Here is a 13,026-nt window from a genome sequence, read left to right as displayed (position 1 = left end):
ACATATGTGGAGAGGAGCCCTGACCCAGGGTGAGTACCAAGCCGACCACCACTGAACTCGCGTGGACCGAATTGGACCAGCGGGCCGTCGACACCGCCCGCGTGCTGGCCGCGGACGCCGTACAGAAGGTCGGCAACGGCCATCCCGGTACGGCCATGAGCCTGGCCCCGGCCGCGTACACCCTCTTCCAGAAGGTGATGCGGCACGACCCGGCGGACCCCGACTGGACCGGCCGTGACCGGTTCGTCCTCTCGGCCGGCCACTCCTCGCTGACCCTCTACACCCAGCTCTACCTGGCCGGATTCGGTCTGGAGCTGGCGGACCTGGAGTCGTTCCGCACCTGGGGCTCGAAGACCCCGGGCCACCCGGAGTACGGGCACACCGCCGGTGTGGAGACCACCACGGGCCCGCTGGGCCAGGGTGTCGCCAACGCCGTGGGCATGGCCATGGCCGCCCGCTACGAGCGCGGCCTCTTCGACCCGGAGGCGGCCCCCGGCACCTCCCCGTTCGACCACTTCATCTACGCCATCGCCGGCGACGGCTGCCTCCAGGAGGGCATCTCCTCCGAGGCGTCGTCGCTCGCCGGCCACCAGAAGCTCGGCAACCTCGTACTGCTGTGGGACGACAACCACATCTCGATCGAGGGCGACACCGAGACCGCGGTGTCCGAGGACACCTGCGCGCGCTACGAGGCGTACGGCTGGCACGTCCAGCGTGTGGCGCCGAAGGAGAACGGCGACCTCGACCCGGCCGCTCTCTACGCGGCGCTCCAGGCCGCCAAGGCCGAGACCGGGCGCCCGTCGTTCATCGCGATGCGCTCGATCATCGCCTGGCCCGCCCCGCACGCCCAGAACACCGGTGCCGCGCACGGCTCGGCCCTCGGCGACGAAGAGGTCGCCGCGACCAAGAAGATCCTGGGCTTCGACCCGGAGAAGTCCTTCGACGTGCCGGACGAGGTCCTGACGCACACCCGCGCCCTGCTGGACCGCGGCCGTGAGGCCAAGGCGGTCTGGGAGAAGGGCTTCGCGGCCTGGCGCACCGCCAACCCGGAGCACGCGGCCCGGTTCGACCGGGTCAGGGCCGGCGAGCTGCCCGAGGGCTGGACGAAGGAGCTCCCGGCGTTCGAGGCCGGCACTTCCATCGCCACCCGCGCCGCCTCCGGCAAGGTGCTCGAAGCGCTGGGCGGTGCCATCCCCGAGCTGTGGGGCGGCTCGGCCGACCTCGCCGGGTCCAACAACACGACGATCGACAAGACGTCGTCGTTCCTGCCCGACGGCAACCCGCTGCCGGGCGCCGATCCGTACGGCCGCACGGTCCACTTCGGGATCCGCGAGCACGCCATGGCCGCGGAGATGAACGGCATCGCGCTGCACGGCAACACCCGCATCTACGGCGGCACCTTCCTGGTGTTCTCCGACTACATGCGCAACGCCGTCCGCCTCTCCGCGCTGATGCACCTGCCGGTCACCTATGTGTGGACGCACGACTCGGTCGGCGTCGGCGAGGACGGCCCGACCCACCAGCCGGTGGAGCACCTGGCCGCCCTGCGCGCCATCCCGGGTCTGAACCTGATCCGCCCGGCGGACGCCAACGAGACGGTCATCGCCTGGCGCGAGGTCCTCCAGCGCTACACCAAGGTGTTCGGCAAGGGAGCCCCGCACGGCTTCGCGCTCACCCGCCAGGGTGTGCCGGTGTACGAGGCGAACGAGGGCGTCGCCAAGGGCGGCTACGTCCTGTTCGACGCCGAGGGCGGCGCGCCCGAGGTCATCCTGATCGGCACCGGGTCCGAGGTGCAGCTGGCCGTGGACGCGCGTGAGCAGCTCCAGGCCGCGGGTGTGCCGACCCGGGTCGTCTCGATGCCGTGCGTCGAGTGGTTCGATGAGCAGGACCAGGCGTACCGCGACTCGGTGCTCCCGCCGTCCGTCAGGGCGCGGGTGGCTGTCGAGGCCGGTATCGGCCTGACCTGGCACCGCTTCGTGGGTGACGCGGGACGGATCGTGTCGCTGGAGCACTTCGGCGCCTCCGCCGACGGCAAGCTCCTCTTCCGCGAGTTCGGCTTCACCCCCGACGCCGTGGCCGACGCCGCCAGGGAATCGCTCGAAGCCGCAGCGCGCTGACGCTTATATACGACTAGTAGGAGATGCAATTCCCATGACAGACGCACTCAAGCGCCTCTCCGACGAAGGCGTCGCGATCTGGCTCGACGACCTTTCGCGCAAGCGCATCACGTCCGGCAACCTCGCCGAGCTGATCGACCAGCAGCACGTGGTGGGTGTCACCACCAACCCGTCGATCTTCCAGAAGGCGATCTCGCAGGGCGACGGCTACGACACGCAGCTCACCGACCTCGCGGCCCGGCGGGTCACCGTCGAGGAGGCCGTACGCATGATCACGACGGCGGACGTCCGCGACGCCGCCGACATCCTGCGCCCGGTCTTCGACGCGACGGACGGCCAGGACGGCCGGGTCTCGATCGAGGTCGACCCGCGTCTCGCCCACAACACCACGGCCACCGCCGCCGAGGCCAAGCAGCTCGCCTGGCTGGTGGACCGCCCGAACACGCTCATCAAGATCCCGGCGACCAAGGCCGGTCTGCCGGCCATCACCGAGACCATCGGCCGGGGCATCAGCGTCAACGTCACGCTGATCTTCTCCCTCGAGCGCTACCTCGCGGTCATGGACGCCTTCCTGGCGGGTCTGGAGAAGGCCAAGGCCGCAGGGCTGGACCTCTCCAAGATCCACTCGGTCGCCTCCTTCTTCGTGTCCCGCGTGGACACCGAGATCGACAAGCGTCTTGACGCGCTGGGCACCGACGAGGCGAAGGCCCTCAAGGGCAAGGCCGCCGTCGCCAACGCGCGCCTCGCCTACCAGGCGTACGAGGAGGTCTTCTCCTCCGACCGCTGGGCCGCCCTCGACAAGGCGCACGCCAACAAGCAGCGCCCGCTGTGGGCGTCGACCGGCGTCAAGGACCCGGCGTACCGCGACACGATGTACGTCGTGGACCTGGTCGCGCCCAACACGGTGAACACCATGCCGGAGGCGACGCTCGACGCCACCGCCGACCATGGCGAGATCACCGGCAACGCCGTTTCCGGCACCTACGAGCAGGCCCGCGCCGCGCTCGATGCCGTGGAGAAGCTCGGGATCTCGTACGACGACGTCGTACAGGTCCTGGAGGACGAGGGAGTCGAGAAGTTCGCGACCTCCTGGAACGACCTGCTCAAGTCCACTGAGGCAGAGCTCGAGCGCCTCGCCCCTTCGGAGGGCTGAAACCTTGTCAAGCAGCAACCCGCTGCGTGACGCTGCGGACCGACGGCTCCCGCGTATCGCGGGGCCGTCGGGCCTGGTCATTTTTGGCGTCACGGGTGATTTGTCCCGTAAAAAGCTGATGCCCGCTGTCTACGACCTGGCCAATCGCGGTCTGCTGCCGCCGGGCTTCTCGCTCATCGGCTTCGCGCGCCGCGACTGGGAGGACGAGGACTTCGCCCAGGTCGTCCACGACTCCGTCAAGGAGCACGCGCGGACACCGTTCCGTGAGGAGGTCTGGCAGCAGCTCATCCAGGGCATGCGCTTCGTCCAGGGCGACTTCGACGACGACGCCGCGTTCGCCACCCTCAAGTCGACCATCGAGGAGCTGGACAAGCAGCAGGGCACCGGAGGCAACTTCGCCTTCTACCTGTCGGTCCCGCCCAAGTTCTTCCCCAAGGTCGTCCAGCAGCTCAAGAAGCACGGACTCGCCGACCAGAAGGACGGCTCCTGGCGCCGTGCGGTCATCGAGAAGCCGTTCGGCCACGACCTGAAGAGCGCACAGGAGCTCAACCAGGTCGTGCACGAGGTCTTCCCGCCGAACGAGGTCTTCCGGATCGACCACTACCTCGGCAAGGAGACCGTCCAGAACATCCTGGCGCTCCGCTTCGCCAACACCCTCTTCGAGCCGATCTGGAACCGGTCGTACGTCGACCATGTCCAGATCACCATGGCCGAGGACATCGGGATCGGCGGCCGCGCCGGGTACTACGACGGCATCGGCGCCGCCCGTGACGTCATCCAGAACCACCTGCTCCAGCTGCTCGCGCTGACCGCGATGGAGGAGCCCGCCTCCTTCGACGCCCACGCGCTGGTGGCCGAGAAGACCAAGGTGCTGGGAGCCGTCCGGCTGCCCAAGGACCTCGGCAAGGAGACCGTGCGCGGCCAGTACGCCGCGGGCTGGCAGGGCGGCGAGCAGGCCGTCGGGTATCTCCAGGAGGACGGCATCGACCCCAAGTCGACGACCGACACCTACGCCGCCGTACGGCTGGAGATCGACAACCGCCGCTGGGCGGGCGTCCCCTTCTACCTGCGCACCGGCAAGCGCCTGGGCCGCCGTGTCACCGAGATCGCGGTGGTCTTCCAGCGCGCCCCGCACTCCCCGTTCGACCACACGGCGACGGAGGAGCTGGGCCAGAACGCGATCGTCATCCGCGTCCAGCCCGACGAGGGCATCACCATGCGGTTCGGCTCCAAGGTGCCCGGCACCTCGATGGAGATCCGGGACGTGTCGATGGACTTCGCGTACGGCGAGTCCTTCACCGAGTCCAGCCCCGAGGCGTACGAGCGGCTCATCCTCGATGTACTGCTCGGCGACTCGAACCTCTTCCCGCGCCTGGAGGAGGTCGAGCAGTCCTGGCGGATCCTCGACCCGATCGAGGAGTACTGGGACACCCACGGAAAGCCCGCGCAGTACGAGTCGGGCACCTGGGGACCGGCCGAGGCGGACGAAATGCTCGCACGAGAAGGACGGAGCTGGCGTCGGCCATGAAAATCGATCTGACGGAAACCACGGCCAGCAAGGTCAACAAGGCACTGGTGGAGGGGCGCCGCGCCGTCGGCACCCCCGCCGTCGGCATGGTGCTGACGCTCGTCATCGTGACCGACGAGGAGAACGCCTACGACGCGCTCAAGGCGGCCAACGAAGCGTCGCGCGAGCACCCCTCGCGCACCCTCGTGGTCGTCAAGCGGGTCTCCCGCTCCCCGCGCGACCGGGCCACGGCCCGGCTCGACGCGGAGATCCGGGTCGGCACGGACGCGGGCAGCGGTGAGACCGTCGTCCTGCGGATGTACGGCGAGGTGCTGCACCACGCCCAGTCGGTGGTGCTGCCGCTGCTGCTGCCGGACGCCCCCGTGGTGGTCTGGTGGCCGGTGAACGCGCCGCTCGACCCCGCGAAGGACCCGCTGGGCGCACTGGGCCAGCGCCGGGTCACCGACTCCTACGCGGCCGAGCAGCCGATCGCCGAGCTGACCGGCAGGGCCGCCGCCTACACACCGGGCGACACGGACCTGTCCTGGTCGCGCATCACCCCCTGGCGTTCGATGCTCGCCGCGGCTCTGGACCAGGTGCCGAGCCGGGTCAAGGGCGCCGAGGTGGAGGGCGAGGAGTTCAATCCGAGCTGTGAGCTGCTCGCGATGTGGCTCGCCGACCGGCTCGACGTACCGGTGACCCGTTCCGTCTCGTCCGGCCCCGGTCTCACGGCCGTACGGATGCAGACGGACCACGGCGAGATCGTGCTGGACCGTCCCGACGGTTCGCTGGCCACGCTCTGCATGGAGGGCCAGCCGGACCGCGCGGTGGCCCTCAAGCGCCGGGAGACCTCGGAGCTGCTCGCCGAGGAGCTGCGCAGGCTGGACCCGGACGACACCTACGCGGCCTCGCTGAAGTACGGCGTGGACCGGCTGGTCACCCCGGCGCCGAAGCAGGCCGGGAACGGGTCCGCCGCCGGATCCGACGAGCCGGCCGAAGAGCCGGGGAAGGCCGCGCCGGCCGGAAAGAAGGCGCCCGCGAAGAAGGCGGCGTCGAAGTGAGCACGCCACAGCTCGCCGTCCACCGGGACAAGGAGCTGATGGCCCACACCACGGCGGCCCGGCTGATCACGAAGATCGTGGACGCCCAGGCCGCCCGCGGCTCCGCCTCGGTGGTCCTGACGGGCGGGCGCAACGGCAACGGGCTGCTCTCGGCCCTCGCCGAGGCGCCCGCCCGGGACGCCGTCGACTGGTCGCGGATCGATCTGTGGTGGGGCGACGAGCGCTTCCTGCCGGAGGGCGACCCCGAGCGGAACGTCACCCAGGCACGGGCCGCGCTGCTCGACTCGGTCGGGGTGACCCCCGAGCGGGTGCACGCCATGGCCGCTTCGGACGGCCCGTACGGCAGCGATGTGGAGGCGGCGGCCGCGGCGTACGCGGCGGAGCTGGCCGCCGCGGCGGGCCCCGGGGACCACGGCGATGTGCCGTCGTTCGACGTGCTGATGCTGGGGGTGGGCCCGGACGCGCACGTGGCCTCGCTCTTCCCCGAGCTGCCGGCCGTACGGGAGTCCGTACGCACCGTCGTCGGTGTGCACGGCGCGCCCAAGCCGCCGCCCGTCCGGCTGTCACTGACGCTGCCCGCGATCAGGGCCGCGCGCGAGGTGTGGCTGCTCGCGGCGGGCGAGGACAAGGCCGGGGCCGCGGCCCTCGCCCTGTCCGGGGCCGGAGAGGTCCAGGCACCGGCAGCGGGCGCCAGGGGCCGCAACAGGACGCTGTGGCTGCTCGACACGGCGGCCGCTTCGCATCTGCCGCCGCAGCTCTACGCGCCGGCCACCGCCTGACAGCACCGCGACGCAGAGGACCGGCCCGCCTCCCGGCAGGGAGTGCGGGCCGGTCCTCTTCCGTTCCCGTGCCGCTACTGCTCGGCCCGCAGCGCGCGGTAGGTGTCCACCAGCGTGGCGGTGGAGCTGTCCAGGTCCGCGCCGCCCTTACCGCCGGTCAGGACCGACTCGATCTTCTTGGCGAGCACCTTGCCCAGCTCGACGCCCCACTGGTCGAAGGAGTCGATGTTCCAGATGGCGCCCTGGACGAAGACCTTGTGCTCGTAGAGCGCGATCAGCTGCCCCAGGACGGACGGGGTGAGCGTGTCGGCGAGGATCGTGGACGTCGGGTGGTTGCCGCGGAACGTCTTGTGCGGGACCAGCTCCTCCGCGACGCCCTCGGCCCGTACCTCGTCGGGTGTCTTGCCGAAGGCCAGGGCCTGGGTCTGGGCGAAGAAGTTCGCCATCAGGAGGTCGTGCTGGGCCGCCAGACCGGCCGTCAGGTCATCGACGGGCCTGGCGAAGCCGATGAAGTCCGCCGGGACGACCTTGGTGCCCTGGTGCAGCAGCTGGTAGTACGCGTGCTGGCCGTTGGTGCCGGGCGTCCCCCAGACCACCGGGCCCGTCTGCCAGTCGACCGGAACGCCCTCGCGGTCCACGGACTTGCCGTTGGACTCCATGTCCAGCTGCTGGAGGTACGCCGTGAACTTGGAGAGGTAGTGCGAGTACGGCAGGACCGCGTGCGACTGGGCGTCGAAGAACGCGCCGTACCAGACGCCCAGGAGGCCGAGCAGCAGCGGGATGTTCTCCTCGGGCGGCGCGGTGCGGAAGTGCTCGTCGATCAGGTGGAAACCGTCGAGCATCTCGCGGAAACGGTCCGGGCCGATCGCGATCATCAGCGAGAGGCCGATCGCCGAGTCGTAGGAGTACCGGCCGCCGACCCAGTCCCAGAACTCGAACATGTTGGCCGTGTCGATACCGAAGTCCTCGACCTTCTCGGCGTTCGTCGACAGCGCCACGAAGTGCTTGGCCACGGCTTCCTGGCCGGCCCGCAGATGCGTCAGCAGCCAATTGCGCGCGGAGGTCGCGTTGGTGATGGTCTCGATGGTGGTGAAGGTCTTGGAGGCGATGATGAAGAGCGTCTCGGCCGGGTCCAAGTCCCTTACGGCCTCGTGCAGATCGGCCCCGTCGACGTTCGAGACGAAACGGACCGTCAGCCCGCGGTCGGTGAAGGAGCGCAGCGCCTCGTACGCCATCGCCGGGCCCAGGTCCGAGCCGCCGATGCCGATGTTGACGACGTTCTTGATGGGCTTGCCGGTGTGCCCGGTCCACTCCCCCGACCTGACCTTCTCCGAGAAGGCGGCCATCTTGTCGAGCACGGCGTGCACGGCGGGCACCACGTTCTCGCCGTCCACCTCGATGACGGCGCCGCGCGGGGCGCGGAGCGCGGTGTGCAGCACCGCGCGGTCCTCGGTGGTGTTGATCTTCTCGCCGCGGAACATCGCGTCGCGCAGCCCGGCCACCCCGGCAGCGGCGGCCAGCTCACGGAGCAGGCCCAGCGTCTCGCCGGTCACCAGGTGCTTGGAGTAGTCGAGATACAGATCGCCGGCCCGGAGGGTGTAGGTGCTCCCCCGCTCCGGGTCCCTGTCGAACAGCTCCCGGAGACGCGTGTCGCCCAGCTGCTCCCGGTGCTTGGCCAGAGCGGTCCACTCGGGCATCTGGTTGAGCCTGGTACGGCCTGCTGCGTTCATCTCGGACATCAGTCCATTCTTCTCGTACCTGCGTACATGCCCCGCTCCACCCAACCTAATTGATCCGGCGGGCGAGTGCCGCGACCAGCGCTCCGGGCTCACGGGCAGCGGCCACTACGCAGTCCGGCCGGGCACCCGAGTGGGTTCCGGCCGGAAGTTCACAGAATCAGATCTCGCCCCGGAGCTTCGCCAGGGCCTCGGCGAGGATCGCTTCGCCGTCCTCGTCGCTGCGCCGCTCGCGCACATAGGCGAGGTGCGTCTTGTAGGGCTCGGTACGCGGTGGGTCCGGGGGGTTGTCGCTGTCCTGACCTGCCGGGAACCCACAGCGCGGGCAGTCCCAGGTCTCCGGGACCTGCGCGTCGTGGGCGAAGCTCGGCTGTGTCTCGTGCCCGTTCGAGCACCAGAAGGAGATGCGGAGGCGCGGTGCGGACTCGCCCCGCTCGGCCTCCCCCATCGGCCCCGCTCCGACCCGGCTTCCCCGGATCGCGTTGCCACTTGCCACGGTCGTAACTCCCTGCGTGATGGTGCTCGAAGATGCCCCAGTCTACGTAAGGCCCAACGCGCGTCCAGTGATTGGAGTTACACCCCCGCGCGGAAACGCGGGCGACACGCGGCGAGAACGTGGATACGGACGGTCAGTTCTTCAGCTTCATCAGCAGGCCGAGCACGACGATGCAGGCGAACCAGCAGAGGCCGAGCACCACGGTGATGCGGTCGAGGTTGCGCTCGGCGACCGAGGAGCCGCCGACGGACGACTGCATGCCGCCACCGAACATGTCGGAGAGGCCGCCGCCCTTCCCCTTGTGCATCAGCACCAGCAGCATCAGCAGCAGGCTGAAGACGATCAGGGCGATCGAGAACCCCAGAATCACGGCTGGACCAACTTCCTCGGAACTCATAACGGACGACGGGGCCGGACGGCTGGTGCCAGCCGTCTCGGCCCCGCAAGGGTACGACGGATCCGCGCTAGCGCATACTCACTGGTCGCGGAAGCGGACGATCTTGACGAACTCGTCGGCGTCGAGGGCGGCGCCGCCGATCAGCGCACCGTCCACATCGGGCTGGGCCATGATCGCGGCGACGTTCCCGGACTTGACCGAGCCGCCGTACTGGATACGGACCTTGTCGGCCAGCTCCTGCGAGTAGAGCTCGGCCAGCCGGCCGCGGATCGCCCCGCAGACCTCCTGGGCGTCCTCGGGGGTGGCGACCTCGCCGGTGCCGATCGCCCAGACCGGCTCGTACGCGATCACGACCGACTCGGCGTCGTCGGCAGGGATGTCCTTGAGGCCGCCGTCGAGCTGCTTGAGCGTGTACTCGACCTGCTGGCCGGCCTTGCGGATGTCCAGGCCCTCGCCGACGCAGAGGATCGGGGTGATGCCGTGCCGGTAGGCGGCCTTGACCTTGGCGTTGCAGACCTCGTCGGTCTCGGCGTGGTACTGGCGGCGCTCGCTGTGCCCGACGGCCACATAGGCGCACTTCAGCTTGGCCAGCATCGGCCCGGAGACCTCGCCGGTGTACGCGCCGGAGTCGTGCGCCGAGATGTCCTGGGCGCCGTACTTGATCTTCAGCTTGTCGCCGTCGACGAGGGTCTGGACGGAGCGCAGGTCCACGAAGGGCGGCAGGACCGCCACCTCGACGGCGTCGTAGTCCTTGTCGGCGAGGGCGAAGGAGAGCTTCTGGACGTGGGCGATGGCCTCGAGGTGGTTGAGGTTCATCTTCCAGTTGCCCGCCATCAGCGGGGTGCGGGTGCTCTGATTTGTCATGAGGTTTGTCAGTTCTCCAGTGCGGCGAGGCCGGGAAGCGTCTTGCCCTCGAGGTATTCGAGGCTGGCGCCGCCACCGGTCGAGATGTGTCCGAACTTGTTCTCGTCGAAGCCCAGGATGCGGACCGCGGCGGCGGAGTCACCGCCGCCGACGACCGTGAAGGCCGGGCTGTCGAGGAGTGCCTGCGCGACGGCGCGGGTGCCGTCGGCGTAGTCGGGGTGCTCGAAGACGCCCATCGGGCCGTTCCAGAAGACGGTGGCCGCGTCGGCGAGTTTCGATGCGTAGAGCTTGTTGGTCTCGGGGCCGTTGTCCAGGCCCATCTGCCCGGCCGGGATCGCGTCGGCGGGCACGGTCTCGGGGTGCGTCGGCGCCTTGGCCTTGAGGTCGGGGAACTCCGCGGAGACCACGACATCGACGGGCAGCACGAACTCCACGCCCTTGGCCTTCGCCCGCTCCAGGTACTCACGGACCACCGGGATCTGGTCCTCCTGGAGGAGGGAGCTGCCGACCTCGTGGCCCTGGGCCTTGAGGAAGGTGTACGCCATGCCGCCGCCGATGAGGATGCGGTCGGCGCGCTCCAGGAGGTGGTCGATGACACCGAGCTTGTCGGAGACCTTGGCGCCGCCGAGCACCACCGCGTACGGGCGCTTGACGTCGGAGGTCAGCTTCTTGAGGACGCCGACCTCGGTGGCGATGAGGTAGCCGGCGGCGTGCGGCAGGCGCGCGGGGAGGTCGTAGACCGAGGCGTGCTTGCGGTGCACGGCGCCGAAGCCGTCTCCGACGTAGAGGTCGGCCAGCCCGGCGAGCCGGTCGGCGAAGGCGCCGCGCTCGGCGTCGTCCTTCGAGGTCTCGCCGGCGTTGAAGCGGAGGTTCTCGATGACGGCGACCTGGCCGTCGGCGAGACCGGCGACGGTGGCCCTGGCGGATTCGCCGACCGTGTCGGTGGCGAACGCGACGTCGGCGCCGAGGAGTTCACCGAGGCGAGCCGCGGCGGGGGCGAGCGAGAACGCCGGGTCCGGGGCGCCCTTCGGGCGGCCCAGGTGCGAGGCGACGACGACACGGGCGCCGGCCTCCGCGAGCTTGGCCACCGTCGGCTGGACCGCGCGGATCCGGCCGTCGTCGGTGATGGTGGTGCCGGAGAGCGGCACATTGAGGTCGGCACGGACGAATACCCGCTTGCCCGCGACCCCTTCGGCGAGAAGTTCGTCGATGGTCTTCATGAGTTCCTGGACTCCTTGGACGTTCTGGACAGGCCACGGGGCCCGGACCGCGCTTCCTCGCGCAGTTCCGAGCCCCGTGCTCACATCGAGGCGCCTACCGGCCCGTGATCAGAGCTGGTTGCCGACAAAGACTGTCAGGTCGACGAGGCGGTTGGAGTAACCCCACTCGTTGTCGTACCAGCCGATGACCTTGACGCTCTTGCCCTGGACCATGGTCAGGGAGGAGTCGAAGGTGCAGGACGCCGGCCAGTTGACGATGTCCGAGGAGACGATCGGGTCCTCGGTGTAGTCGAGGAGCCCCTTGAGCTGGCCCTCGGACGCCTTCTGGAACGCGGCGTTGACCTCGTCCTTGGTGACCTCGCGCTCCAGCTCGATGACCAGGTCGGTCACGGAGCCGGTCGGGACCGGGACGCGCATCGCGATGCCGTCGAGCTTGCCCTCGAGCTCCGGGATGACCAGCGCGGTGGCCTTGGCGGCACCCGTGGTGGTCGGAATGATGTTCTCGGCGGCGGCGCGGGCGCGGCGCAGGTCCGAGTGCGGGTAGTCCAGGATGCGCTGGTCGTTGGTGTACGCGTGGACGGTCGTCATCATGCCCTTGACGATGCCGAAGTTCTCCAGGAGAACCTTGGCCATCGGCGCCACACAGTTGGTGGTGCAGGAGGCGTTGGAGATGACGTGGTGCTTGGCCGCGTCGTACTTGTCCTGGTTGACGCCCATCACGATGGTGATGTCCTCACCCTTGGCCGGAGCCGAGATGAGGACCTTCTTGGCGCCGCCGGCGATGTGCTTCTCGGCGTCGGCCTTCTTCGTGAAGAAGCCGGTCGACTCGATGACGATGTCGACGCCCAGCTGACCCCAGGGGATCTCGGCCGGGTTGCGCTCGGACAGCACCTTGATGGTGTGGCCGTCGACGGTGATGGTGTCTGCGGTGTGAGAGACCTCGGCCTTGAGACGGCCCAGAATCGTGTCGTACTTCAGCAGATGCGCAGTGGTCGCGGTGTCACCCAGGTCGTTGACAGCCACGATCTCGATGTCAGCACCCTGCTCCAGCAGCGCGCGGAAGTAGTTACGACCGATGCGGCCAAAGCCGTTGATGCCTACGCGGATCGTCACGAACTCGATCTCCTCGTTGGTACGCCGGGTTTCGACGCCACGGCGAGATGTATGGGATGTCCCCGACCGCCTCCGACCCTACCTCTCGAAAGCCCTCAGGGTCATATCGAACAGGACCGTAAGGAAATTCATCCGCGGTACGCGACACCCGTACTCATCAGTACATTCCCCGGGGCTCATACGACGCTGCCGGTGCCCATATGGGCACCGGCAGCGTCGCGTTGTTCTCCGCGGGATCACAATGCCGAAATACGGGAATCGGGAATAGCGGAAACAGCTGTATTCGGCGGCTCAGCCGACCAGGCTGTCGTCCATCTCCTCGGAAAGCGTGGACTCCGTACCCGGAATCCCCAGATCCTGGGCCCGCTTGTCGGCCATGGCCAGCAGCCGGCGGATCCGGCCGGCGACGGCGTCCTTGGTCAGCGGCGGGTCGGCGAGCGCGCCGAGCTCCTCAAGCGACGCCTGCTTGTGCTCCATCCGCAGCCGGCCGGCCGCGGCGAGGTGCTCGGGCACCTCGTCGGCGAGGATCTCCAGCGCACGGCCGACCCGGGCCCCCGCGGCGACCGCGGCCCTCGCCGAGCGG

Annotated in this window: 12 protein-coding genes; 5 read left to right on the top strand and 7 right to left on the bottom strand. The window is 69.3% G+C overall.

What is annotated here, in order from left to right; translation table 11 throughout:
- Window positions 1-29 precede the first annotated feature (29 nt).
- From tkt to pgl, 5 genes are read left to right on the top strand one after another with little or no spacing between them, the layout of a single operon-like run.
- On the top strand, window positions 30-2,117 hold the full coding sequence (tkt, locus tag G3I19_RS13045; protein ID WP_164263406.1) for a transketolase: 2,088 nt from the start codon (window positions 30-32) through the stop codon (window positions 2,115-2,117).
- A 34-nt stretch (window positions 2,118-2,151) separates the two neighbouring features.
- Window positions 2,152-3,270 carry a transaldolase gene (gene tal, locus G3I19_RS13040; RefSeq protein WP_164263404.1) on the top strand — a complete coding sequence of 373 codons (1,119 nt, stop codon included), beginning with the start codon at window positions 2,152-2,154 and terminating at the stop codon, window positions 3,268-3,270.
- A gap of 4 nt (window positions 3,271-3,274) precedes the next feature.
- Window positions 3,275-4,798 carry a glucose-6-phosphate dehydrogenase gene (zwf, locus tag G3I19_RS13035; RefSeq protein ID WP_164263402.1) on the top strand — a complete coding sequence of 508 codons (1,524 nt, stop codon included), beginning with the start codon at window positions 3,275-3,277 and terminating at the stop codon, window positions 4,796-4,798.
- Complete coding sequence (gene opcA / locus G3I19_RS13030; RefSeq protein ID WP_164263399.1) at window positions 4,795-5,838, top strand: glucose-6-phosphate dehydrogenase assembly protein OpcA; 1,044 nt, start codon at window positions 4,795-4,797, stop codon at window positions 5,836-5,838. The genes zwf and opcA overlap by 4 nt, the downstream gene beginning before the upstream one ends.
- Window positions 5,835-6,617, top strand: a complete 783-nt coding sequence (gene pgl, locus G3I19_RS13025) for a 6-phosphogluconolactonase (RefSeq protein ID WP_164263397.1) — start codon at window positions 5,835-5,837, stop codon at window positions 6,615-6,617. Before opcA ends, pgl begins: the two co-directional genes overlap by 4 nt.
- Before the next feature lie 74 nt (window positions 6,618-6,691).
- Here the strand turns inward: pgl and pgi are convergent, their stop codons facing one another.
- From pgi to whiA, 7 genes are all read right to left on the bottom strand, one after another.
- Window positions 6,692-8,347, bottom strand: a complete 1,656-nt coding sequence (pgi, locus tag G3I19_RS13020) for a glucose-6-phosphate isomerase (RefSeq protein ID WP_164263455.1) — start codon at window positions 8,345-8,347, stop codon at window positions 6,692-6,694.
- 166 nt (window positions 8,348-8,513) lie between these two features.
- The gene (locus G3I19_RS13015; protein ID WP_164263395.1) at window positions 8,514-8,849 is read right to left on the bottom strand and encodes an RNA polymerase-binding protein RbpA; all 336 of its coding nucleotides are present in this window, start codon (window positions 8,847-8,849) and stop codon (window positions 8,514-8,516) included.
- Window positions 8,850-8,982: 133 nt separating this feature from the next.
- The gene (gene secG, locus G3I19_RS13010; RefSeq protein WP_343235085.1) at window positions 8,983-9,219 is read right to left on the bottom strand and encodes a preprotein translocase subunit SecG; all 237 of its coding nucleotides are present in this window, start codon (window positions 9,217-9,219) and stop codon (window positions 8,983-8,985) included.
- Window positions 9,220-9,324: 105 nt separating this feature from the next.
- Window positions 9,325-10,110 carry a triose-phosphate isomerase gene (gene tpiA / locus G3I19_RS13005; RefSeq protein WP_164263393.1) on the bottom strand — a complete coding sequence of 262 codons (786 nt, stop codon included), beginning with the start codon at window positions 10,108-10,110 and terminating at the stop codon, window positions 9,325-9,327.
- Between the two features lie 8 nt (window positions 10,111-10,118).
- Window positions 10,119-11,330 (bottom strand): phosphoglycerate kinase, encoded by a 1,212-nt coding sequence (locus tag G3I19_RS13000; protein WP_164263391.1) that lies wholly within the window; start codon window positions 11,328-11,330, stop codon window positions 10,119-10,121.
- Window positions 11,331-11,438: 108 nt separating this feature from the next.
- Entirely contained in the window at window positions 11,439-12,443 is a 1,005-nt protein-coding gene (gene gap, locus G3I19_RS12995) for a type I glyceraldehyde-3-phosphate dehydrogenase (RefSeq protein ID WP_164263389.1), read from the bottom strand.
- Window positions 12,444-12,734: 291 nt separating this feature from the next.
- Window positions 12,735-13,026: DNA-binding protein WhiA (whiA, locus tag G3I19_RS12990; protein ID WP_164263387.1), on the bottom strand; the 292-nt coding region annotated here is incomplete at its 5' end.

Origin of the sequence: Streptomyces sp. SID10853 (genome assembly GCF_010548145.1) — a bacterium.
Lineage (GTDB): Bacteria > Actinomycetota > Actinomycetes > Streptomycetales > Streptomycetaceae > Streptomyces.
The sequence above is the reverse complement of the archived record's forward strand: the minus strand, read 5'-3'. Positions and strand labels throughout refer to the sequence as shown.

Bases quoted from the DNA above. Each gene is read 5' to 3' on its own strand.
- tal (WP_164263404.1), top strand. From the start codon at position 2,152: ATGACAGACGCACTCAAGCGCCTCTCCGACGAAGGCGTCGCGATCTGG.
- opcA (WP_164263399.1), top strand. From the start codon at position 4,795: ATGAAAATCGATCTGACGGAAACCACGGCCAGCAAGGTCAACAAGGCA.
- pgi (WP_164263455.1), bottom strand. From the start codon at position 8,347: ATGAACGCAGCAGGCCGTACCAGGCTCAACCAGATGCCCGAGTGGACC.
- tpiA (WP_164263393.1), bottom strand. From the start codon at position 10,110: ATGACAAATCAGAGCACCCGCACCCCGCTGATGGCGGGCAACTGGAAG.
- G3I19_RS13000 (WP_164263391.1), bottom strand. From the start codon at position 11,330: ATGAAGACCATCGACGAACTTCTCGCCGAAGGGGTCGCGGGCAAGCGG.